Here is a 23,859-nt window from a genome sequence, read left to right on the forward strand (position 1 = left end):
GTCAATTCAAAGCGGCGAGCAGGTCCCGCGCAAACACCGTCAGCGTATCGTCGCGCGCGCCCATCACCACGATGCGGTCGCCGTCCCGGGCGTTTTCAGCCATCCAGGTCCCGCAATCCGCGCGCGAGGGAATGTGCAGCGCCCGGCCGCCATGCGCTTCGATGAGGCGCACGATGCGTTCGCTGCCTTCGCTGCGGTCGACGCTGCCGCCGAAGTAGACCGGATCGCACAGCACGGTCACGTCGTCCGCCCCCAGCTTGCGGGCGAGGACTTCGGCCAGTTCCGCGCCCATCTGGCGCAAGGGGCCGTAGCCGTGCGGCTGGAAGAACGCGATCACGCGGCCGGGGTGCGCCTTGAGCGTGGCGAGCGTCGCCGAGACCTTGTCCGGGTTGTGGCCGAAATCGTCGATCACCGTCACGCCGCCGGGCGAGGTGCCGACGATGTCGAACCGCCGGGCCAGTCCCTCGAACGAGGCGAGCGCGGCGACGGCCTCGCCGATCGGCACGCCGGCGGCATTGGCAGCGGCGATCGCGGCCAGCGCGTTGTAGAGGTTGTGCCGGCCCGGCACCTTGAGCGCGAGCGCGTGCGAGGTGCCGTCGCGCCGGTCGAGCACGGTGGCGGAAAGCGTGGTCGGCCCCTCGACGATACCGGCGGCGCCGATCTGCGCTTCGGGCGCGGTGATCCCGAACGTGACCAGCGCCTGCGCGCGCGCGGCCAGCGCAGCGGTCTCGGCATCGTCGAGGTTGATCGCGGCGACGTCGGCGCGGGCGAGGAAATCGCCGAACAGGGCGCGCAGTTCCTCGAGACTCTTGTGGTCGAGGCTGACGTTGCCGAGTACGGCCACGCTGGGCCGGTAGAGCGCTATCGAGCCGTCGCTTTCGTCGACTTCCGAGACGAACGCATCGCCTCGGCCGACGCGGGCACTGGCGAACGGCGCGTCGGGTCCGGCGAAGTTCTTCATCACCGCGCCGTTCATGATCGTGGGATCGCGCCCTGCATGGGTCATGATCCACCCGGTCATGCCGGTGACGGTCGACTTGCCCGACGTGCCGCCGATGGCGATGCCGAAAGGTGCGGCGTTGAACAGCGTGGCGAGCAGTTCCGCCCGGCTCATGCGCGGGCACCCCAACTGCGCGGCGCGCACGACTTCGGGCACGGTATCCTCGACCGCGGCCGAGGCGACGAGGGTCTGGTCGGCCGAAGTGATGCCGCTGCCATCCTGCGGGTGAAGGTCGAAGCCCAGCGTTTCGAGCCAGGCGAACTTCTCGGGCGTTCGGCCCTGGTCGCGGCTGCGGTCGGACCCTGCGATGCGGGCGCCGTGGCCCTTGAGGATCAGCGCGAGCGGCAACATGCCCGAGCCGCCGATGCCGCAGAAGAACCAGGGATGGGTGGTGAGGGCGGCTTCTGGCTTCACGGCTTCGGTCATGCGCCGGGGATATTTCGCACAGCGCGCAAACACAACCGTCATCCCCGACTTCACGGGGATGACGGGGAAAGGTAAGGCTTTCGCCATGACCCGCATCGCCGTCTGCGCCCCGTCCACTCCGATCACCCGCGAGGATGCCGCCCGCGTGTCGACGCTTGCCGCCGTCGAGTTCCCGGGCGTCGAACTGGTGATCCACGAGCAGTGCTTCGCCGTCGAGGGCCATTTCGCCGGTTCGGACGAGGCACGCAGGCAGGCCTTCCTCGAATGCGCCAACGACCCCTCGATCGACGCGGTGTGGTTCGCGCGGGGCGGCTACGGCGCCTGCCGGATCGCCGAAGACGTGCTGGCAGGCCTCACCCACGCGGCGCAGGACAAGACCTACCTCGGCTATTCCGACGGCGGCTACCTGCTGGGCGGACTCTACCGGGCGCGGATCGGCAGGCCGGTCCACGGGCCGATGCTGGCCGACGTGCGCCGCGACGGGGGCGAGGACGCGGTGCGCCGCGCGCTGGGATTCCTGACGGGTGCGCGGGACGGCCTCGAACCCTCGCTGGCGGGGACGCGCCATCCGGTCGTGGCCTTCAACCTCATGACGCTCGCGATGCTGGGCGGCACGCGGCTGATGCCGGGGCTGGCCGGGCATGTGGTGATGGTCGAGGAAGTGTCGGAATACCTCTACGCCGTCGACCGCCTGTTCTTCCACGCCACCGCGCACCTGGGCGGCATCGCCGGCCTGCGCCTGGGCCGGGTCAGCGACGTGCCGGACAACGACCGTCCCTTCGGCGCCGATGCCATGCAGATCGCCCGCCACTGGTGCGAGCGACACTCCATCGCCTTCCTCGGCGCAGCGGACATCGGCCACGATGCCGCCAATAGGATAGTTCCCTTCGGCTGAATGCCGCGCCACTCTCTCGTCCAAGACGTAACAGGCCAAGACGTAACAGGCCAAGACGTGACAGGAGAGTGCCATGGCGCCGCTGCCGATCCGCCAGATCGCCTATTTCGTGGCCGACGTGCGCGCCGCCGCCCGGGCTCATTCGGCCACTTTCGGCTCGGGCCCCTACTTCGTCGCCGACAACATCCCGCTGACGCGCGCGCTCCATCGCGGCACCGAGCGCGAACTCGACCATTCCAGTGCCTACGGCCAGTGGGGCGAGGTGATGATCGAGTTCTGCCAGCAGAACAATGCGGGCCCTTCCGCCTTCCGCGACCTCTATGCCGAAGGTTCGGGGAGGGCGGGGCTGCACCATGTCGCATTGTTCGTGGACGATCTCGACGCGGCGGTGGCGACCTTCGCGGCGCAAGGCCACCAGGTGGCGCTGGACGCCACGATGACCGATGGATTCCGCTACGTTTTCATCGATACCCTGGCTACTTACGGCCACATGCTCGAACTGTACGAGCCCACCGCGACGCTCACCGGGTTCTATGACACGGTGCGGGCGAGCGCCGGCGACTTCGCGCGCGGGGTCGCCATCGACATCGCCTTCTGAGCCTTCTTGCGGCGTGGTGATGCGCCATGGGGGGTTGCCCTTGGGGCCCAAGGTCAATAACCCGCCGCGCCACACTCGATTCGCAAGCGGCACCCGCTGCGCAACAAGGACGGTCGCACGATGCGCGCATTCGTATTCCCCGGACAGGGCAGCCAGAAGGTCGGCATGGGCGGCGAACTCGCCGAGGCCAGCGCCGTCGCGCGCGAGGTCTTCCAGGAGGTCGACGAGGCGCTCGGCCAGCACCTGTTCAAGATCATGACGCAGGGTCCCGAGGACGAGCTGACCCTCACCGCCAATGCCCAGCCGGCGATCATGGCCCATGCCATCGCGGTCCTGCGCGTGCTCGAGAAGGAAGGCGGCGTCAGCCTCGCCGACAAGGCCGACTTCGTCGCCGGCCACTCGCTGGGTGAATATACCGCCCTGTGCGCCGCGGGCGCCTTCAGCCTCGCCGACACCGCGCGCCTCCTCAAGCTGCGCGGCGAATCGATGCAGGCCGCGGTGCCGGTGGGCATCGGCGCCATGGCCGCGCTGCTCGGCGCCGACATCGAGAAGGCCACCGCGCTCGCCGAGGCGGCGGCCGAGGGCCAGGTCTGCACCGTGGCCAACGACAATGACCCCGGCCAGGTCGTCCTTTCGGGCCACCGCGAGGCGATCGAGCGCGCCATCGCGCTCGTCAAGGACCACGGCATCAAGCGCGGCATCCTGCTGCCCGTCTCGGCGCCGTTCCACTGCCCGCTGATGCAGCCCGCCGCCGATGCCATGGCGCAAGCCCTCGACGCGACGCGCCCCGGCAGCTTGCGCGTCGCCCTGTTCGCCAACGTCACCGCCGCTGTCGTCAGCGACCCGGCCGAAGTCCAGCGCCTGCTGGTCGAGCAGGTCACCGGCCGCGTCCGCTGGCGCGAGAGCGCGATCGCGATGCACGCCGCCGGCGTCGAGCGCTTCGTCGAACTGGGCGGCAAGGTCGTCGGCCCGATGATAAAGCGCTCGGCCGGCGAGGTCGACGTGACTGCGGCCTCGACGATGGCGGAGATCGAGGAACTCGCAAAGAGCCTGTGACCAGGCGTGTCCCGGGCTTGACCCGGGACCTTTGGCGGCTTGAAGTTAGGTCCGCGCTTCGGACCAGTGTCCCCCGGCCGCGCCGGAACGACGATTGAGGAGTTTCACATGTTCGACCTTCACGGAATGACCGCCCTCGTGACCGGTGCCAGCGGCGGGATCGGCTCTTCGGTCGCCCGCGCGCTCGCCGCGCAGGGTGCGCGCCTGGCGATCTCGGGCTCCAACGCCGACAAGCTGCGCGCCTTCCGCGACGAACTGGACGAGCACAGCCCGCAGCACCTGCAGGAAGTCGACCACGTCGCCATCGCCTGCAACCTTGCGGACGCCGAGCAGGTGGAGAAGCTGGTTCCCGCCGCGCTCGAATCGCTGGGCAAGATCGACATCCTCGTCAACAACGCCGGCATCACTCGCGACAACCTTGCGATGCGCATGAAGGACGAGGAGTGGGACGCGGTGATCCGCGTGAACCTCGAATCGACCTTCCGCCTGATGCGCTCGGTTACGCGCCCGATGATGAAGGCGCGCTTCGGGCGCATCATCAACGTGACCTCGGTGGTCGGCACCACAGGCAACCCCGGCCAGATGAACTACTGCGCGGCCAAGGGCGGCATTACCGCCATGTCCAAAAGCCTCGCGCAGGAACTGGCGAGCCGCGGCATCACGGTGAACTGCATCGCGCCCGGCTTCATCCGCACCGCGATGACCGAAGTGCTGCCCGATGCGCAGAAGGAGGCGCTGAACGGCCGCATTCCGATGGGCCGCATGGGCGAGGGCGAGGACATCGCGTCGGCGGCCGTGTTCCTCGCCAGCAGGGAAGCCGGCTACGTCACCGGCCAGACGATCCACGTCAATGGCGGCATGGTGATGGTGTAAGGTTGAACCGCGCGTCATCGCGGGCTTGACCCGGGATGACGCGGGCCATCATCGCGGGCTCGACCCGGGATGACGCGGGCCATGCTCGCAAACCCCCGATTTATCCCCAGATTCGCGGTTTTCCGGGCATATCCTGCTTGCCGCCGGACGGGCTGCCGTTAGAGATAGTCGTCCGATTTTAGGGTTCTTGCGAACCCAAGCCCGACCAAGGGGGACCTGAGGCTGTCATGAAGGCCACCATCGAACGTTCCACGCTCCTGCGCTGCCTGTCGCATGTGCAGTCCATCGTCGAGCGCCGCAATACCATTCCGATTCTCTCCAACGTCCTGATCGAGGCTTCTGCCGGCGGTTCTCTGCGGATCATGGCGACGGACCTGGACTTGCAGGTCGTCGAGTCGCTCGGCGCCGTCACGGTCGAGGCGGCAGGCGCGATCACGGTTTCGGCGCACCTGTTGTACGACATCGCGCGCAAGCTGCCCGAAGGCAGCCAGGTGAGCCTGGATGCGGCCGACAACCGCCTGATCGTCAAGGCCGGGCGCAGCCGCTTCCAGTTGCCCACGCTCCCGCGCGACGACTTCCCGATGATCGCCGAGGGCGAACTGCCGACCAGCTTCGAAATTCCGGCGGCAACGCTGGCGCAGTTGATCGACCGCACCCGCTTCGCGATTTCGACCGAGGAAACGCGCTACTACCTCAACGGCATCTTCTTCCACGTCACCGACGAGGAACTGAAGGCCGCCGCCACCGACGGCCACCGCCTGGCGCGCTTCACCATCGCCCGTCCCGACGGCGCGCAGGGGATGCCCGACGTGATCGTGCCGCGCAAATGCGTGGGCGAGCTGCGCAAGCTGCTGGAAGAAGCGCTCGACACCAACGTGCTGGTCGATCTTTCCGCCAGCAAGATCCGCTTCACGCTGGGCGGCGAGAACGGCGTGGTGCTGACCAGCAAGCTGATCGACGGCACGTTCCCCGACTATACCCGCGTCATCCCGACCGGCAACGACAAGCTGCTCAAGGTCGATCCCAAGAGCTTCTTCCAGGGCGTCGACCGCGTGGCCACCATCGCCACCGAGAAGACCCGCGCGGTGAAGATGGCGCTCGACCAAGACCGCGTGACCCTCTCGGTCACCTCGCCGGACAACGGCACCGCGGCCGAGGAAGTTCCGGCGGACTACAACTCGGAAGGCTTCGAGATCGGCTTCAACGCCAATTATCTCAAGGACATCCTGGGCCAGATCGAAGGCGACACGGTGGAGCTCCACCTTGCCGATGCCGCGGCGCCGACGCTGATCCGCCAGGACGAGAAGAGCCCCGCGCTCTACGTGCTGATGCCGATGCGGGTCTGACGACTCCGAGGTTTGGTTTCAAGGAAAAGGCCGGGGCGATTGCTCCGGCCTTTTTCGTCGCGGGGTGGTGGCGACTCACTCGATGGAGCGGTCTTCTTACCCCTCCGGCATCCGCATGCCGTCCCTCTCCCGATCGCGTTGCGCGACAGGCAGGACCGGGACAATCGGTTTTCCTACATCGACGCCGCTCGGTACGTTGCGGGCATGCACCGGCCCGCCCAGATCCCGTTCCCCAACACAAGGCCCGAGGTGACGCCCGGCGGCCACCGTGATGCCTTGCCCCTGGACAGTGTAAACCGTGTAAACCTCCTGTCGCCTTGCGACGGGATGGCTGCCGGTCACCCCCGGTGCGAGGCTTCGATCATCTGCTCCACCGCGACGAATTTCTCGCGCGGTGCGCCGCTGCGGGCGGCGGCCACTTCGGCCTCGTCGATCTTCTGCCAGTCGGTGAAGCGGACCACCTCGATGCCGCGCTGCTCGGCGAGGGCGTCGAAGCCGGGGCGGCCGGGCTTGCCGGAGCCGTCGGGGAGGTCGGCGGCGATCTTCTCGATGATCGCGAAACCGTCGGGGCGGTTGGTGCCGATGGTGCCGGTGGGGCCGCGGCGGGCCCAGCCAACGCAGTAGAGGCCCGGCGCGATGCGGCCCTCGACGTTGGCGAAGCGTCCGCCCTGCTCGTCGAACGGGACGTCGGGGATCGGCGAGGTCTGGTAGCCGATACAGGCGATCACCAGCCCGGCGGGGATGCGATAGGTCTCGCCGGTGCCGACCGCCTTGCCGTCCTGGAGCCGGGTGCGCTCGACCTCGACGGCCTCGACCCGCGAATCGCCCAGGATCGCGCGGGGCGCGGCGAAGAAGTCGAACTCCACGGTGATCGCGTCGGTGCCCGGCGCGGCGCGGCCGCTGGCGAAAGTGCGCAGCAGGGCGACGGACTTGCGCAGGCCGGTGTCGAGACGGGCATCCAGCGCCGGATCGGGCAGGTCGACGGGATCGACTTCGGGATGGGCGCGCGAGAGCTTGGCCAGCTCGCCCAGTTCCTTGGGGGTCATGGCGACCTGGTGCGGCCCGCGCCGGCCCAGGATCACGATCCGCCGCACCGCGGAGCCGCGCAGCGCCGCGAGGGCGTGGGCGACGATGTCCGAGGCGGCGAACTCCTCCTCGGACTTGGCGAGGATGCGCGCCACGTCGAGCGCGACGTTGCCGTTGCCGACGACGACGGCGGTGTCGTGCGAGAGTGCCGGGGCGAGGTCGGCGAACTGCGGGTGGCCGTTGTACCAGCCGACGAAGGCGGCCGAGCCGAAGACGTTGGCGAGATCCTCGCCGGGCAGGCCCAGCTTGCGGTCGTGCGGGGCGCCGGTGGCCAGGATCACCGCATCGTAGAGGTCCTGCATTTCGGCCACGGAAAGGTCGCGGCCGAGCATGACGTTGCCGACGAATCGCACGTTGCCGCTTTTCGCCGTCGCCTCGTAGCGGCGCGATACGCCCTTGATCGACTGGTGGTCGGGCGCGACTCCGGAACGGATCAGGCCGAAGGGGACGGGCAGGGCGTCGAATATGTCGACCCGCACGTTGTCGCCCCACTGCTTCAATGCCGCTTCGGCGGTGTAATATCCGGCTGGGCCCGATCCGACGATGGCGATGTGGCGCACGGACTTTTCTCCCGTTGGTGCCGGCTTGGGCCGGCCGTTTGCGTCAAGCAAGCATGGCAGTAACGCGTGGGCAAGCGAAATGGTTACGCTCGTCCAGCGGAAGGAACGGGAGGTCCGGTCGTGTACATTTAACCGTTTCGAAATGGGCCGGCGGGCATGGTGCGCGGATGCCGACAAAGGGACTTCGCGCGAAACGACTGATGGTGCCCGCGCGCGCCGATAGCAGGGCCACGCCCGAGGCAAGCGCCGAATCACGAGCGCCCTCCACGGCGTCGACCGCGTTCGGCGGGTTCGCGCGGCTTCGGGCGCGGCCCGATGCGAACGACGTGCTGCATTACTTCACCTCGCGCTGCTGGCTGCTGATGGCCCCGACCCTGCTGGGCTGCGCGCTGGTCATGGCCGGGATTTCCGGGTCGGTGCCCGACATCGCCTCGGCCTTGTGCATGGTCGCCGCCGCGGCGCTGTGCCTGCCGGCCCCGCTCCATGCCAAACTGGAGCGGCGCATCCTCCACGACGGCTGGAAACGCTATCCGCTGATGGCGGTGGCGGTGCTGCTGCCGATGGCCCTGTTCGGCTTCGGCACCGCGCGCTGGACGAACCTCCAGCCCGGTCTCCACTGGGACGTGACGGTCAACGTCTACGTCATCGTCGTGCTCACGGCGACGGCCCTGCTGGAGAGCCGGCTGACCTCGATCATTGCGGCGACGGTCGGGCTGTGGGGCGGCGGATCGATCGTCGGCGGATCGGCGGCATCCTTCGCCTTGCTGGCGCTCGGCGGGGCGATCGGCCTGCTGCTGGCGATCAGCCAGGCGCGCAACGCGGCTTCGCAGGCGCAGGCCCACTCCGAACGCGAGCGCGAGCAGCGCCGGGCCGAGCAACTGCTCCACGAATACGAGCAGACCGGGCAGGGCTGGTTCTGGGAAACCGACCGCATGGGCCGGATCACCTATGTCTCCGAGCGGATCGCGGCGCTTCTTGGCAAGAGCACGGGAGAGTTGGAGGGACGCCCGTTCACCAGCCTGTTCATGCTCGAAGCGCAAGGCCAGCAGAGCGAGCGCACGCTGGTGTTCCACCTCAACACCCGCTCCTCGTTCCAGGATCTCGACGTGCGGGCAGGCACCGGCAACGGCGAGGACGAGCGCTGGTGGTCGATCTCGGGCCGCCCCGTCCTCGACCAGTTCAACAATTTCATGGGCTTCCGCGGCTCGGGCACAGACCTAACGGAAAAGCGCCGATCGCAGCAGCACGTCACCCAACTGGCACGCTTCGATTCGCTGACCAAGCTCGCCAATCGCTTCCAGATGGCCGAGTGGCTGGAGAAGATTCTCACCAGCCCGCGCGTGGAAACGCGCGCCTGCGCGGTGTTCCTGCTCGACCTCGACCGTTTCAAGCAGGTCAACGACACCATGGGCCATCCGGCCGGCGACGCCCTGCTCAAGCAGGTGGCTGAGCGCCTGGGCGGCACCGTGGGCGATCGCGGCCGTGTCGGACGCCTCGGGGGCGACGAGTTCCAGGTCATCCTGCACGGCGCCCAGCAACGCGAGGGCCTGGCGCACCTCGCCCGCCGCATCATCGAGAACCTGTCGCAGCCCTACTCGATCGACGGTGCCCGGGTGACGATCGGCGCCTCGGTCGGCATCGCCCTGTGCCCCGACGACGGCACGACCTCCGAAGCCCTGATCCGCAATGCCGACCTGGCGCTCTACGCCGCCAAGGGCAACGGGCGCGGGCGACACCACTTCTACGACGAGGACCTCCATTCGGACGCGCGCGAGCGCCAGCAACTGGAAGAGGACCTGCGCGACGCGATCGCCAACGGCTCGCTCGAACTGCACTACCAGCCGCAAGTGCGCACCACGAGCGAGCGGATCACCGGCTTCGAGGCCCTGCTGCGCTGGAAACACCCGGTCCACGGCTATCTCTCGCCCGCCAAGTTCGTGCCGGTGGCCGAGGAGACCGGCCTTGTCGCACAGATCGGCGAGTGGGCCCTGCGCACTGCCTGCCGCGACCTTGCCCGCTGGCCCGAGGAAGTGCGCGTGGCGGTCAATGTCTCGCCGCTGCAGTTCGCCAATCCGGCACTTCCCGCGATCGTCACCCAGGCCATCGCCACAGCCGGGGTCAGTGCCTCGCGGCTCGAACTGGAGATCACCGAAAGCGTGTTCCTGGGCGAGGACAAGTCGACCGAATCGATGTTCGCCGCGCTCAAGGGCATCGGCGTGCGGCTGGCGCTGGACGACTTCGGGACGGGCTATTCCTCGCTCGGCTATCTGAAGAAGGCGCCGTTCGACAAGATCAAGATCGACCAGAGCTTCGTACGGGGTGCAACCGTGCCGGGCAGCCGCAACGGGGCGATCATCTCCTCGATCGTCAGCCTCGCCGAGGCGCTGGGCATGGAGACCACCGCGGAAGGGGTCGAGACGCTCGACGAACTGGACCTTGTTCGGATGCTGGGATGCAGCCATGTGCAGGGCTACATCTACGCCCGCCCGATCACGGTCGAGGCGGCGACGGCCAAGCTGTCGGAAAGCCTGGTGGCGGTGGCGGAAGGGCCGCGCTCGGCCCGTGCACCGCGCCAGACGATGCTGCGCAAGGTCATGCTCGAGCACGGATCGCACGTGTATTACGGTACGATCCGCAACATTTCCCAGTCCGGCGCGATGATCGAGGGATTGTGGAACGTGCCGCCCGGTACCGTCTTCGGCGTCCATCTCGCCGACGACTACCTGATGATGGCGACCGCGCGCTGGAGCAAGGAGGACCGCATGGGCGTGGAATTCGCGCAGGCGCTGGAACTCGACGGGACCGGAGCCGTGCTGTTCACGCCGACGCGGCAGCGGCGCGACCGGGCCGACCAGCCCGAACTGCGCCGGGTCGGGTAGGCGCGGCCCGCTGCTGGGCGTGTGATCCGGCATAAGCGGCAAGGTTCTCGACGCACTTCGACACGGCAGGCTGACAGGGGCGCAAAGCACTGCTAACGGCGCTTTCATGACCGAACTCGCGCAGATCCGTAATTTCAGCATCATCGCCCACATCGACCATGGCAAGTCGACGCTCGCCGACCGTCTGATCCAGACGACCGGGGGCCTGTCCGAGCGCGAAATGAGCGCCCAGGTCCTCGACAACATGGACATCGAGAAGGAGCGCGGCATCACCATCAAGGCGCAGACCGTGCGCCTGAGCTACACGGCCAAGGACGGGCTCACCTATGAGCTGAACCTGATGGATACGCCGGGGCACGTCGACTTTGCCTATGAAGTCAGCCGCAGCCTCGCAGCCTGCGAAGGCGCGCTGCTGGTGGTCGACGCGGCGCAGGGCGTGGAAGCGCAGACGCTCGCCAACGTCTACCAGTCGATCGAGCACGACCACGAAATCGTGCCGGTCATCAACAAGATCGACCTTCCCGCCGCAGAACCCGAGAAGGTCCGCGCCGAGATCGAGGAAGTCATCGGCATCGACGCCAGCGGCGCCGTGCTCGCCAGCGCCAAGTCGGGCATCGGCATCGCCGAAGTGCTCGAGGCGATCGTCACCAAGATCCCGCCGCCCAAGGGCGAGCGCGACAAGCCGCTGAAGGCGATGCTGGTCGATTCGTGGTACGATCCTTACCTCGGCGTCGTCATTCTGGTCCGCGTGATCGACGGGGTCATCAAGAAGGGCGTGAACGTCAAGTTCATGCAGGGCGCCACCGAGCACCTGATCGACCGCGTCGGCTGCTTCACGCCCAAGCGCATCGACCTTCCCGAACTGGGCCCGGGAGAGATCGGCTTCATCACCGCGCAGATCAAGGAAGTCGAGCAGGCCAAGGTCGGCGACACCATCACCACCGTGAAGGGTGGCGCCACGCAGGCCTTGCCCGGCTACAAGGAGGTCCAGCCGGTGGTGTTCTGCGGCCTGTTCCCGGTCGATGCCAACGACTTCGAGAAGCTGCGCGAATCGATCGGCAAGCTGCGCCTCAACGACGCGTCGTTTAGTTTCGAAATGGAATCGAGTGCGGCGCTGGGCTTCGGCTTCCGCTGCGGGTTCCTCGGCCTGTTGCATCTGGAGATCATCCAGGAGCGCCTGAGCCGCGAGTACGACCTCGACCTCATCACCACTGCGCCTTCGGTGGTGTACCGCCTGTCGATGACCGACGGCACCGTCAAGGAACTGCACAACCCGGCCGACATGCCCGATCCGGTGAAGATCGACTTCATGGAGGAGCCGTGGATCAAGGCGGTGATCTATACGCCGGACGAATACCTCGGCTCGATCCTCAAGCTGTGCCAGGACCGTCGCGGCATCCAGAAGGACCTGACTTACGTCGGCGGACGCGCCCAGGTGACGTACGAACTGCCGCTCAACGAAGTGGTGTTCGACTTCTACGATCGTTTGAAGTCGATCAGCCGTGGCTACGCCAGCTTCGACTACGAGCAGATCGGGCTTCAGGAGGGCGACCTCGTGATGATGAACATCCTCGTCAACAACGAGCCGGTCGATGCGCTGTCCATGATCGTCCACCGCAACCAGGCCGAACCGCGCGGGCGTGCGCTGGTGGAGCGGCTCAAGGAGTTGATCCCGCGCCACATGTTCAAGGTGCCGATCCAGGCTGCGATCGGCGCCAAGGTGATCGCGCGCGAGACGATCAGCGCGATGCGCAAGGACGTCACGGCCAAGTGCTACGGCGGCGACATCAGCCGCAAGAAGAAGCTTCTCGACAAGCAGAAGGAAGGCAAGAAGCGCATGCGCGAATATGGCAACGTCCAGATTCCGCAGGAAGCCTTCATTGCCGCGCTGCGCATGGGCGAGGAATAGGGCCGGGATATCCGGCCAGGGCAGCCGCCCGATTGTAGGATCGGTGGTGCCTGACCACCATTTTGCGCTGCGGCACAACCCGCGATTGACGAATCGCGGGCCTATCGTCGAAACTGACGTCCTCTCGGGAACTAAAGGCTCGCGAGGGATCTGTGGTCGCATAACGAGCTGCCGGTAAATTGTTGGCTAACAATCCTAATCGTTGCGCGATCGGGGCAACTGGGGCTAAAAGTGAGGCAGAGGCGGGGTGGGTCTCTGACGGATATGGCCGAGAACAGTCAGCAGAGGCAGGATGCGATTCGCGGGCAGGGCCCGACGATCCTGCACATCTTCCCGCAACTCACCCCCAAGCAGCATGAAGTGCTTCGATTCGTTGCGGAAAACCGCACGAGCAAGGAGATCGCCTGGGAGCTGGGCATCTCCGAAAGCGCAGTCAACCAGCGCATCGAAGGGGTTCGCACGCGCGCTGGTTCGCCCCCGCGCGCGGAACTGGCGCGGGCCTATCGGCAGTACCTGCAGGACCTGGAAGCAGCCTGTAATCCAGTACCAGCTAAGATTCCTCAGGTTCCGGAATCGGACCTCGACACGGCAGTCAGAGGCCGGGACGAACGAGCCGAACAGCTCGCCCTGGCAGACGCCGTGACATATACCGTCACGGCCCCCTGGCAGCGCGAAACGTTCGAGAAGATCGTTCCGGAGGTGCTCGATGGGGCGAATGCCGGGCTGAGCCGGACCGCTGCCATGATCGCCATCGCCGGGGGTATCCTCCTGGTGGCGATGGTCGGTCTTGGTGTGGTCCGCGCACTGAGCGATCTGATCTGACAGGTTCGCCATGGCTTCGTCCCGACCTCCTGAACCTGATGCTGACGGCGCACCGCACGAGCCGGTTGCGCATAAGGGGGACTTGTATGTCGATGACGATTGCCGCTGCCACCGCCCGTATCTCGCGCCAGCTGCCCGAAGCCGAGCTTTCGCTCGATTCGGCGTTGCTGGCTTCGGCGCGACTGATGGAATCCATGTTGCTTGCCCGCCAGGCGGACGGCGTGCAGGTCTATGCCGGCCAGACCGCGCTGATGCGCCTCGCCAAGGCTCAGCGCACGCTGATCGAAAGCCAGAACGACATGTTGCGCGTCCACGAGGAACTGCGTGGCATCGGCCGCGAAGTGAAGGCGATCAGCGACGAGGATGGCACGTGCCCGGATCGCCAGAAGGGCATGCTCGGGAAGGCGATGCTCGAGACCGCAATGCTCGGTGCTGTGAGGGCCGAGGTGGAACCGCTGCGCCGGAGCGCTTGAGCCTTGTAGTCACCCGGCCGGGACGGCAGAGGCAGCATCATGCCTGAGGCGTTCTGGTCGGCCTTTTTCTGGTCCTGGAAGGGTGAGGCGCAATTCGCTGCATATGCGTTGCTTTTTTGTCTTTGCCTCGCGCGTGGCGCGGCGCCGGAGCGCATCCTTTCGGGAGTGCTCCTCGCCATGCCGGCGGTGGACAGGCTCCATCACGCCGTGGTGGGAGGATCGATCGTCTGGCGCCATGCCGACCTCGGACACGTCGCGATCGATGCCGTCGTCATGGCCTGTACGTTCGTCGTCGCGCTCCATGCCAACCGGGTCTATCCGCTATGGATAGCCGGCGCCCAGATCATCTCGGTGTTCGGCCACGCCTATCGACTGGGGCTGGAGGAGATCAACCGGAATGCCTACGATACGATGGCGGTGACACCGTCGTACATCCAGCTCGTGGCGATGATTGCGGGCATCGCATTTCACATGTCGCGGCGCAGGAGGCTGGGCAGCTATCCGTCCTGGCGGCGCTCCTCGTCCCTTACGCAGGCCCACGCGGCGGGGACATCGCCCGTCGGCTGATCCGCCGCTTCGGCTCGCTGCGCACGATCTATTCGGCTTCCGAGGCCGCCTTGGCCGAAGCGCTGGCCGAAGCCGGCGAATGCCGCACCGAGATAGCCGCGGCGATCGTCGGCGCCCGTCGTCTCGCCGAAGCCGCCTCGCGTGAGGTGCTGGAGGGCGTGGCGATAGAAACGTCCGCGCCCGCCTTCCGCCGCTATCTCGTAACCCGCCTCGGCAGCCGTCGGGAGGAGTGCGTGATGGTCCTCTTCTTCACCGGCGAGGGCATCTACATCGCCGAGGACCTCTATGCCGGCGGGCAGCGCACCGCCATTCGCATTCCCTTGCGTCGCACCGTGCGCCGGGCCTTCGATCTCGATGCGCGGCGTCTGGTCGTGGCGCACAACCATCCTTCCGGCAAACCACATCCCAGCGACGCCGACATCGCCGCGACGGGCCGCCTGCGGGCGATCGTCGAGGCGTTGGAGATACGTCTCGACGACCACTGCATCGTCGCCGGGAACTGCGTCGTCAGCATGCATGCGATGGGTCTGATCTGAGTGGTTGTGCTCTATTGGTCCCGGAACGCTTGCCGGGGTCAGTTCTTGAGGCGCAAGCTCACGAACAGGGTGCGGCCCGCCTCGGGATAGCCGTCCACCGTGGTGTAGTTCTCGTCGAACAGGTTGCGCCCGCCCACGCCCAGCGTAGCCCAGTCAGTAACGTCGAAATCGACGCGCAAGTTCGCCAGCGCATAGCTGCCGACCTCGTAGTAGCGCGTGCCCGCGGTATTGACGGTCCAGCGCTTGGAGGCGACGTCGAGGCTGGGGAGGATGTGCAGCGCCTCGACCGGCGACCATTCGGCCCAGACGAAGCCGGAGTGCTCCGGCACCCCCGTCGGATGGAACCCGTCGATCGAGGATCCGTCGAGCTTGCGGTGGACCCAGCCGTAGTTGGCGCCTGCACGCAGGTCCTGGGCGATCTGCGCGGTGGCCGAGACTTCAGCCCCGTAATAGTCGCCCGAGCCTACGTTGCGGCTCTGCGCGCTGGCCTGGCCCTGGACGATGATCGGGAACGAGACGATCGCATCGTCGATCTTGGCGTACCAGCCAGAAGCTTCGATACGCACGGGACCGAACTGGCGAGCGCCGCCCAATTCGATTTGCGTTGCGCGCTCGGCTTCGAGGTCCGGGTTCGACGTGGCGCCACCAAAGCGGGTGCTGAAGCGCTCGAAGATGGTCGGGAAGCGGGCCCGCGACGAGACCCCGAAGTGCAGGTTGGTCTGCGCGTCCGGCGTCCAGAGCAGTTGGCCCTGTGCGTTCCAGGCATCACCGTTGCGCAAGTCGTAGTAGACGAACGCGCCGCTGGCGTAGTCCTCGGCCCGGCGCAGGTCGCGCCAGTCGTAGCTGGCGCCGACCACCAGTTCGAGCTGCGGGGTCAGCTTGTAGCCGTTCTCGATCGCGGCGCTGTAGGTTTCCTCGATCGTGGTCTGCCAGGGCTCGTAGACACCGCTTGGGAAGCTCTGCTGGATCTCGCGGTGGCGGTCGTTGCGGTAGTGGAACGAGACGCTCAGCCGCTCGGCTTCACTGGGGCGCAGGTCGAGCTGGGCCGAGCCGCCGTATGCACGGTCGGAGTAGGCGCTGTTGAACGAGCTGCCGCGCGTCTGGGTGCTCAGAGTCGCGTCGTCGAAGCTGTCGAGGCTGTTCTCGAAAGTGTTGTAGTAGGCGCGGGTGCGCAGCGTCGCGATTTCGGCCAGTTGCGTGGTCGATAGGAAGTAGATGTTCTCGAGGTTCCAGTAAGGCCAGGTCCAGTAGCGCAGGCCGGTGGCGTCGGAGACGTGGGTGGGCGCCAGCTTCTCGCCCTCCTGGCGGGTGTAGCTGATGGCGTATTCGTCGGTCGCGTTGGGGGTGAAGCCGATCTTGGCGTTGACCCGCCAGTCCTGCGTGCGCGAGAGGTTGCGTTGGCCGCCGTCCTCGTTGCGGGTGGGTTTGAAGTCGTTCGACAGGTCCCAGTGGTCGGTGAAATTGCGCGCGTAGCTGGCTTGCGCGTACCACTTGTCGTGCTTCGTGCCGAGCGAGGCGAAGCCGGTGTAGCCGGCGTAATCCGTGTCGTTGTCGAGGTTCAGGCTGAAGCGCGCTTCCGCGTCCAGTTCCTTTTCGGGCTTGCGGGTGACGAGGTTCACCGCGCCGCCCATCGCGCCCGGACCATTGAGCACCGAGACGTAGCCCTTGGCGACCTGGATTTCCGCGACGTCGGGCGTCAAGAAGCGGCCGTAGTCGAGCCGGCCGTCGGCGGGCAGGTAGACGCGGATGCCGTCGATCGAGAGCGGGACCTGGTAGCGGTCGAAACCGCGCACGTAGATCAGGCGTTCGTTGCGCGAATTGCCCGAGATGCCCGACGTGACGCCGGGGATCAGCTTCACCGCCTCGTCGAGCGTGTCGCGCGAGAAATCGTAGATCGCCTCGGCATTGACCGAGGAGGTCGAGATGTCGCTCTCCTGGTCGCGCGGCGCGGTGACGACGATCTGGCCGAGGCCGAATGTCTGGCCGTCGTCGGCGGCAAGGGCAGGCATGCCGGCGGCAGCGGCCAGCGACGCGGCGAGTGCCGCGGTTACCCGATATTTCATGAAAGCCCCCTTGAACCGTTAGAGTATTCGCGCTTTGAGCGAATCTATATTCAGCCGTATATAAATGAAACATGGAGCTGCAAGCATGATACGAACTCCGGTGGCGATTTTTCTCGCAGGCGTGGCAATGGCGTGGACCGCCGGCACGGCCTCGGCGGCGCAAGCCATGGCCAACCAAGCCGGGGGACAGGACCACGCCGCGTGCACCGCGCCGGCTGTCCTTCCGGCCGATCTGGCAGGCTGGGGGGCGGCGCATCGCCCGCTCAAGGCAGCGGTGAAGCCGGCCGCAGCGGGCAAGGCGCTGCTCGTGCAAGGCGTGGCCTTCGACGCCACGCTCGCACCCACGCCCGAGGTCGGCTACGCGATCGAGCCCGGCAAGCCCGGGGGCTCGGTCAGCTACGGGGGGCTGTTCGTCTTCGACGTCGCCGAAGCAGGCCGCTACCGTGTCGCGCAGAACGGCCGATCGTGGGTCGACGTGATCGTCGGGGGCAAGGCGTTGGCTTCGGTCGCGCATGGTCATGGGCCGGAATGTTCGGGCGTGGCCAAGATGGTGGAGTACGACCTGCCGGCCGGCCGTCACCTCCTCCAGATCGCGGCGAACGGCGAGCGGGCGCTGACGGTGATGGTCGCGCGGGTACGATGAGCTGCACGGGGCGCTGGGCTATTCTCTTCTCCGCCCTGGTCCTGGCGACCGGGGCGCGCCTTGCGAGGGACGAGGGACGCGCCGATGCAGCGCAAGTCGCGCTCGGGCGGCGGCTGTTCCATGATGCCGACCTCTCGATCAACGGCACCTTGTCCTGCGCGACCTGCCACGATCCGCGCCACGGCTTCGCCGACGGGACGCGTGCCCATCCCGGCGCGCATGGCGAGCCGGGGCTGCGCAACGTCCCTTCGCTGGTCAACGTCGGCGCCTTATCGCCGCTGACCTGGGGGAACGACGCGCTGGTGACGCTCGAGCAACAGGCGATGGTTCCGATCGAAGGCGAGGACCCGGTGGAGATGGGGATGAAGGGTGCCGAGGCACAGCTCGCCCGGCGCCTGCGCGCCGATCCCTGCTATCGCAAGCTGTTCAGGGCCGCCTTTCCCGCAGGACGCGGCAGGGTCGACTTCGTGTCCGTCGCCGCGGCGCTCGCCGCGTTCCAGCGCACCATCGTCAGCCACGAGACCGCCTGGGACCATGCCGCTCTGTCGCCTGCCGCCGCGCGCGGGGAGGCTGCGTTCCGAGGCGGTGCAGGCCGGGGCGGGGCGGGGTGTGCCGCGTGCCATTCGGGGCGCGAGTTCACCGACCTTCGCTTCCACCGTCTCGCCGGCGAGCCGGAGGTGCCGGCGAACGGAGACGTCGGCCTCGCGCGCCACACCGGCCGGACCGAGGATCGCGGCCGTTTCCGCACCCCCTCGCTGCGCAACGTCGCGCTGACCGGGCCATACCTGCACGACGGCAGCGCCGCGACGACGGCGGATGCGATCGCCCGCCACGGCTTCGTCCTGGCCCCGGGCGAGGCGGCGGACATCGAGGCTTTCCTGAATGCGCTGACGGACACCGCCGTCACCACCGACCAGCGCTACGCCAGGCCGGGGCGGACTTGCGAGGTCTAGGTCGTAAACGCATGCTTCCAGTCCTCGTGGACAAAATCGACGTTCGCCGATGACCGAAAAGGGTGGAGGCTGTGTGAAAACGCGTTGTCTGTTTTTGAAGTAGCAGGCGCGTGGTGGCTCCTTCGGCTCAGCCTTTCATCGCCGCGATCATCCTCGGGGCGCCGAGCATGTTGATCGCGCGCTTCATGTTATAGGCGAGGACGTGGAGGCTCATTTCAGTTCCGACCTTCTCCAGGGTCCGGGTCTTGAAGTGGCTTCTTCCCATCCAGTCCTTGATTGTGCCGAACACGTGTTCGACGGTTCGTCGTCGGACGCGCATGGCGTCGGGCATGCGCTCGAGCCTTGCCTGCATCGTCTCGATCACGTGTTCGTGCTCCCACCGCTTGATCCGCCGTTCCTTGCCGGTCGTGCATTGCGGCTTGATCGTGCAAACGCCGCAATGACTGGACCAGTAGGCATGGAGCCGCAGGCCATGTTCGACTGTGGTAAAGCGGCGGGGGAGCGTTTCTCCCGCAGGGCAGCGATAGCTGTCTGTGGCCTGCTCGTAGCGGAAGTCCTGCTTGCCGAACCGTCCGTCAGCCTTGGCTCCGGAGGTAAGCGGCCTGGGACAGATCGCGGTAATGCCTTCTTCCTCGCAGGCCAGCACCTCGACGCCTGAGAAGTAGCCGCGGTCGGCAAGTACGGTCAGTTCGTTCGATCCGATCGCCGCGCGTGCCTTGCGGCCCATGTTCGCCAGTTGCGAGCGGTCATGACCGACATTTGTCACCTCATGCGCCACGATCATGTGACTGTCGGCATCGACCGCCGCCTGGAGGTTGTAGCCGACCAGCCCCGTTCCCTTCCCGGCACTTGCCATCGCCCGTGCATCCGGGTCGGTCAGCGAGATCTGACGGTCAGGTGCGTCCGCCACCACACGCTCCATCTCCTGAAGCTCGCGCATCTGGCGACGTAGCGCCTCGAGCCGTTCGCCAAGTCGCTTGGTGCGGACCTGCGCCACCACGTCCTCCTGCCGGTCAGCAGTGTCGAGCAGGCCGAGATAACGCTCGATGCTCGCCTCGATCTGCTCCATCCGCCGTCGGATTGCTCCAGGGGTGAAGTTCCTGTCGCGCGTGTTCACCGCCTTGAACCGGCTGCCGTCCACCGCCACGGTGCCGCCAGCGATCAGCCCCAGCTCGCGGCACAACACCACGAACCGGTGGCAACTCGCCCGGATCGCCTCGCCGCTGTTGCGGCGGAAGTCTGCGATTGTCTTGAAGTCGGGCGCCAGCTTGCCTGTCAGCCACATCAGCTCCAGATTGCGTCCAGCCTCGCGTTCAAGCCGGCGGCTCGACTGCACCTGGTTGAGATAGCCATAGAGGTAGAGCTTGAGCATCGTTGCCGGATGGTACCCCGGACGGCCTGTCGCCGCCGCATCGCCAAAGCCTAGCGCTGACAAGTCCAGCTCGTCGACGAACACGTCGATCACCCGAACCTGGCTGTCCTCGGCAACGTAATCGTCAATGCAGTCCGGCAGAAGCTGAACCTCCCGCCGATCACAACCCTCGATGAAACGCCCCATCTCACGCCTTCCCAAACAGGCATAAAACATAGCAGATCACCGCGTTTTCACACAGCCTCGGTGGTTAGCGGATGCTTCGCCGCTGAAGATAGCACCACCACTGCGTCAATGCTGTGCCTACAAACACAACGAATGCGCACAGCCCCCACAAAGGGAGGCCGCCCGAAGTGCTTCTTACAATCGCAACGCCGAACGTCAAAAAAGCTGGAATACCAGCAATCCTAAACAGCCAACGAGACCATGCGGGTTGGGCAGATTGGAAATCGTAAGGAAACCCAGCCATGCGACCTCCTAGACAGCTCGATGGCCCATCGTAGCGTCAGGCGATATGTCCGCAACGGGGCGCTTCCAGCCTGTCCGAATGTCTCCACGCGGCCTCGTAATCAGCCCACCGCGCAGCGATTGCGGCCGGTGCGCTTGGCCTGGTAGAGCGGGCCGTCGGCGCGGGCGATCCAGTCTTCGGCGGTGGCGATCGCCGGATCGAGCGTGGCGATCCCGAAGCTGGCGGTGATCGCGATCGTGCGGGCCGGGGCGACCGCGATGGGCCGCATCTCGACCGCGGCGCGGAGCCGCTCTGCCGCCGCCAGGGCGTCGATGATGCCGGTCTCGGGCAGCAGCAAGGCGAACTCCTCGCCGCCGATCCGGCCCAGCACGTCGGCAGAGCGGCCTACGCTTTCGAGCGTCGCGGCCAGTTCGCGCAGGACCTTGTCGCCGGCCGGATGGCCCCACGTGTCGTTGACCGACTTGAAGTGATCGACGTCGATCAGCACCAGCGAGGCGGTGCGGCCGTAGCGGTGGCAGCGCGCGATCTCCTGGTTCGCCTTCTCGATGAACCCGCGCCGGGTCAACGCGCCGGTGAGCTGGTCGCGCTCGGCGATCTGGCGCAGTTCCATCTCGTTGACGACGATGCGCGCGAGGTTGCGCAGGATGTCCAGCTCGCCTTCGGTGAACTCGCGCGTCTTGGTGTCGACTGCGCAGAGGGCGCCGACGTTGTAGCCGTCCGAGGTCACCAGCGGGACGCCCGCATAGCTGCGGACATGCGGGTCCTGGGTGACGGCGGGGTATTCGGCCACGCGCGGGTCGAGCCGGGCGTCGGGGATCAGCAGGGGCGCGCGCTGGCGGATGGCATAGGCGCAGAACGATTCGCTGCGCGGCGTCTCGCTGGCCTCGAGGCCCTTGATCGCCTTGAACCACTGCCGGTCGCGGTCGACCAGCGTGACCGCCGAGATCGGCACGCCGAGCACGGTGCGCACGAGGTTCACGACGTTGTCGAAAGGCTCCTCGGGAGCGGTGTCCAGGATCGCCAGGCGCTGGAGCGCGGCAAGGCGGGCGGGTTCGTCGGCCAGTGCGTCATCTGCGAACATCGGCAAGGAACTCATGCGGCGCGCCTGCATCGCCGGCGCCTGGGTAAGGGTGCTGCTATCCTCGCACGATTACATAGGAGCAGGTTAAGGAAGTCGGAACGTCCGGCAACCTCATGGCCATTGCTGCATTGCCGCAAGCAACCGTTTGACAATGGGCGTCCATCGACACGAAAGTGTCGCATGGAGCGCACATGCCGGCGCTGGCCGGAATTCATTGGAGATGCTTGCTTGACCCAGATCGTCACCGTCCCGACCACGCCCTTCGACGGGCAGGCGCCCGGCACCTCGGGCCTGCGCAAGAAAGTGAAGGTCTTCCAGCAGCCGGGCTATGCCGAGAACTTCATCCAGTCGGTGTTCGACGTGGTCCAGCCGCAGCCCGGCGCGGTGCTGGTGATCGGGGGCGACGGGCGCTTCCATAATCGCACGGTGATCCAGCAGGCGATCCGCATGGCGGCGGCCAACGGCTACGGCCGGGTGCTGGTGGGGCAGGGCGGCATCCTTTCGACCCCCGCGGCGAGCCACGTCATCCGCAAGTACGCGGCTAGCGGCGGCCTCGTCCTTTCCGCCAGCCACAACCCCGGCGGGCCGGACGAGGACTTCGGCATCAAGTACAACATCGCCAACGGCGGCCCGGCGCCCGAAAGCGTCACCGACGCGGTCCTCGCACGGACCAGGACCATCGACCGCTGGCTGACGATCGATACCCCCGACGTCGACCTCGACACGCTGGGCGAAGTTGCCGTCGGCGCCCTGACGGTACAGGTGCTCGACCCGGTGGCCGACTATGCCGACCTGATGGAGGAACTGTTCGACTTCTATGCGATCCGCAAGGCGGTGTCCTCGGGCTTCACCATGCGTTTCGACGCCATGAGCGCGGTGACCGGGCCCTATGCCACCGAGATCCTCGAGCGCCGGCTGGGCTTCGCGCCGGGCACCGTGGTCAACGGCACGCCGCTGGAGGACTTCGGCGGCCATCACCCGGACCCCAACCTGATCCACGCCAAGGATCTCTACGACCTCATGATGTCGCCCGATGCGCCGGATATCGGCGCCGCCTCGGACGGCGACGGCGACCGCAACCTCATCATCGGGCGCGGGCGGTTCGTCACCCCGTCCGATTCGCTTGCGATCCTGGCGGCCAACATCGAGATCGCCCCGGCCTATCGCGGCCGCCTTGCCGGCATCGCCCGCTCGATGCCCACCAGCGCCGCTGCCGACCGCGTGGCCGAGGCACTCGGCGTTCCCTGCTTCGAGACGCCGACCGGCTGGAAGTTCTTCGGCAACCTGCTCGACGCCGGCCAGGTCACCATCTGCGGCGAGGAAAGCGCCGGCACCGGATCGGACCACGTCCGCGAGAAGGATGGGCTCTGGGCGGTGCTGCTGTGGCTCAACATCCTCGCCGTGCGCGCCATCAGCGTCGATGCGCTGGCGAAGGAGCACTGGGCGCGCTACGGGCGCAACTACTATGCCCGGCACGATTACGAAGGCATCGCCACCGAAGGCGCCAATGCGCTGATGGATGGCCTCAAGGCGCAGCTCGCGACGCTGCCCGGGCGCAGCTTCGGCCCGCAGGTCGTCAGCCATGCCGACAGCTTCTCCTACACCGACCCGGTCGACGGTTCGGTCAGCGCCAACCAGGGCATCCGGGTGCTGTTCGAGGACGGCAGCCGCATCGTCTTCCGGCTTTCGGGGACCGGCACGCAAGGGGCCACCTTGCGCGTCTACCTCGAGCGCTACGAACCGCAGTTCGGCCATCTCGATGCCGACACCGGTGCGATGCTGGAGCCGCAGATCGCGGCGGCGGAGGAGATCGCCGGAATCGTCGCCCACACTGGCCGCACCGCGCCCGACGTCATCACCTGAGGGCCTGCTCCGGCCGCAAGGGGGGACAGGTTTACACGGTTTACACGGTCCAGGGGGAAACCTGTCCCCCCGGGGCCGGCTCTGTCGCCTTGCGTCCACGGGGATGAAGGAGAGGCGCGGCGTGACCATGCCCGCACCCTATGGCTGCGGCCGTCATGTAGGAAAATGCTTTCGCCCCCGACGGTCCCAGGCTCGATCCGGGACCGTCGGGGCCCCTCGAGGCGATAGCGTGCGATGGGCCAGTGCAACGCTGCGTGTAGGCGCATGGTGCGTGGCATCGCCGCCGGTCCCGGCATGCGGCGGGGCGACGGCGGGCGAGGGACGCTCCTGCGATGAATTGGATATGATGTCCGGTCGTAAGCGCCGCAAACCAACGTATTTCCTGACGT

Annotated in this window: 19 protein-coding genes; 14 read left to right on the forward strand and 5 right to left on the reverse strand. The window is 66.9% G+C overall.

The genetic code is table 11. From position 1 onward, the window contains the following. Position 1: 1 nt before the first annotated feature. Entirely contained in the window at positions 2-1,426 is a 1,425-nt protein-coding gene (locus ACFFDA_RS29320) for a glutamate ligase domain-containing protein (protein ID WP_404480758.1), read from the reverse strand. Between the two features lie 85 nt (positions 1,427-1,511). Here ACFFDA_RS29320 and ACFFDA_RS29325 point away from each other — a divergent pair, with 85 nt between their 5' ends. From ACFFDA_RS29325 to dnaN, 5 genes are all read left to right on the forward strand, one after another. Beyond that, positions 1,512-2,321 carry an LD-carboxypeptidase gene (locus ACFFDA_RS29325; protein ID WP_404480759.1) on the forward strand — a complete coding sequence of 270 codons (810 nt, stop codon included), beginning with the start codon at positions 1,512-1,514 and terminating at the stop codon, positions 2,319-2,321. A 73-nt stretch (positions 2,322-2,394) separates the two neighbouring features. Beyond that, on the forward strand, positions 2,395-2,919 hold the full coding sequence (locus ACFFDA_RS29330) for a VOC family protein (protein WP_404480760.1): 525 nt from the start codon (positions 2,395-2,397) through the stop codon (positions 2,917-2,919). A 120-nt stretch (positions 2,920-3,039) separates the two neighbouring features. After that, entirely contained in the window at positions 3,040-3,975 is a 936-nt protein-coding gene (gene fabD, locus ACFFDA_RS29335; RefSeq protein WP_404480761.1) for an ACP S-malonyltransferase, read from the forward strand. A 108-nt stretch (positions 3,976-4,083) separates the two neighbouring features. After that, positions 4,084-4,848 carry a 3-oxoacyl-ACP reductase FabG gene (fabG, locus tag ACFFDA_RS29340; RefSeq protein ID WP_404480762.1) on the forward strand — a complete coding sequence of 255 codons (765 nt, stop codon included), beginning with the start codon at positions 4,084-4,086 and terminating at the stop codon, positions 4,846-4,848. A 227-nt stretch (positions 4,849-5,075) separates the two neighbouring features. Continuing rightward, positions 5,076-6,194, forward strand: coding sequence for a DNA polymerase III subunit beta (dnaN, locus tag ACFFDA_RS29345; RefSeq protein WP_404480763.1), 1,119 nt, complete (start codon positions 5,076-5,078; stop codon positions 6,192-6,194). Between the two features lie 338 nt (positions 6,195-6,532). Here the strand turns inward: dnaN and ACFFDA_RS29350 are convergent, their stop codons facing one another. Then, complete coding sequence (locus ACFFDA_RS29350; RefSeq protein ID WP_404480764.1) at positions 6,533-7,840, reverse strand: FAD-dependent oxidoreductase; 1,308 nt, start codon at positions 7,838-7,840, stop codon at positions 6,533-6,535. A gap of 200 nt (positions 7,841-8,040) precedes the next feature. Here ACFFDA_RS29350 and ACFFDA_RS29355 point away from each other — a divergent pair, with 200 nt between their 5' ends. From ACFFDA_RS29355 to ACFFDA_RS29380, 6 genes are all read left to right on the forward strand, one after another. After that, on the forward strand, positions 8,041-10,719 hold the full coding sequence (locus ACFFDA_RS29355) for an EAL domain-containing protein (RefSeq protein ID WP_404480765.1): 2,679 nt from the start codon (positions 8,041-8,043) through the stop codon (positions 10,717-10,719). 106 nt (positions 10,720-10,825) lie between these two features. Beyond that, complete coding sequence (lepA, locus tag ACFFDA_RS29360) at positions 10,826-12,628, forward strand: translation elongation factor 4 (RefSeq protein WP_404480766.1); 1,803 nt, start codon at positions 10,826-10,828, stop codon at positions 12,626-12,628. 264 nt (positions 12,629-12,892) lie between these two features. After that, positions 12,893-13,450 (forward strand): helix-turn-helix transcriptional regulator, encoded by a 558-nt coding sequence (locus ACFFDA_RS29365; RefSeq protein ID WP_404480767.1) that lies wholly within the window; start codon positions 12,893-12,895, stop codon positions 13,448-13,450. 86 nt (positions 13,451-13,536) lie between these two features. After that, a complete protein-coding gene (locus ACFFDA_RS29370) occupies positions 13,537-13,923 on the forward strand; it encodes a hypothetical protein (protein WP_404480768.1) in 387 nt (128 codons plus the stop codon). Positions 13,924-13,962: 39 nt separating this feature from the next. Beyond that, entirely contained in the window at positions 13,963-14,490 is a 528-nt protein-coding gene (locus ACFFDA_RS29375; protein WP_404480769.1) for a hypothetical protein, read from the forward strand. A gap of 50 nt (positions 14,491-14,540) precedes the next feature. Next, entirely contained in the window at positions 14,541-15,026 is a 486-nt protein-coding gene (locus ACFFDA_RS29380) for a JAB domain-containing protein (protein WP_404480770.1), read from the forward strand. A gap of 38 nt (positions 15,027-15,064) precedes the next feature. On the opposite strand, the gene ACFFDA_RS29385 is transcribed toward ACFFDA_RS29380, so the two are convergent. Then, positions 15,065-17,089, reverse strand: a complete 2,025-nt coding sequence (locus tag ACFFDA_RS29385; RefSeq protein ID WP_404480771.1) for a TonB-dependent receptor plug domain-containing protein — start codon at positions 17,087-17,089, stop codon at positions 15,065-15,067. Positions 17,090-17,174: 85 nt separating this feature from the next. Between ACFFDA_RS29385 and ACFFDA_RS29390 the strand changes: the two genes are divergently transcribed. Together ACFFDA_RS29390 and ACFFDA_RS29395 are read left to right on the forward strand one after the other, a co-directional pair. Continuing rightward, positions 17,175-17,732 carry a hypothetical protein gene (locus ACFFDA_RS29390; RefSeq protein ID WP_404480772.1) on the forward strand — a complete coding sequence of 186 codons (558 nt, stop codon included), beginning with the start codon at positions 17,175-17,177 and terminating at the stop codon, positions 17,730-17,732. Next, positions 17,729-18,685, forward strand: a complete 957-nt coding sequence (locus ACFFDA_RS29395) for a cytochrome-c peroxidase (protein WP_404480773.1) — start codon at positions 17,729-17,731, stop codon at positions 18,683-18,685. The genes ACFFDA_RS29390 and ACFFDA_RS29395 overlap by 4 nt, the downstream gene beginning before the upstream one ends. Before the next feature lie 127 nt (positions 18,686-18,812). On the opposite strand, the gene ACFFDA_RS29400 is transcribed toward ACFFDA_RS29395, so the two are convergent. Beyond that, the gene (locus tag ACFFDA_RS29400) at positions 18,813-20,243 is read right to left on the reverse strand and encodes an IS1182 family transposase (protein WP_404477461.1); all 1,431 of its coding nucleotides are present in this window, start codon (positions 20,241-20,243) and stop codon (positions 18,813-18,815) included. Between the two features lie 383 nt (positions 20,244-20,626). After that, entirely contained in the window at positions 20,627-21,607 is a 981-nt protein-coding gene (locus tag ACFFDA_RS29405) for a diguanylate cyclase (RefSeq protein ID WP_404480774.1), read from the reverse strand. Between the two features lie 228 nt (positions 21,608-21,835). Here ACFFDA_RS29405 and ACFFDA_RS29410 point away from each other — a divergent pair, with 228 nt between their 5' ends. Continuing rightward, positions 21,836-23,470 (forward strand): alpha-D-glucose phosphate-specific phosphoglucomutase, encoded by a 1,635-nt coding sequence (locus ACFFDA_RS29410; RefSeq protein ID WP_404480775.1) that lies wholly within the window; start codon positions 21,836-21,838, stop codon positions 23,468-23,470. Positions 23,471-23,859: the final 389 nt, after the last annotated feature.

It is taken from the genome of Novosphingobium sp. BL-52-GroH (assembly GCF_044813085.1).
In the GTDB taxonomy this organism is placed as follows: Bacteria; Pseudomonadota; Alphaproteobacteria; order Sphingomonadales; family Sphingomonadaceae; genus Novosphingobium.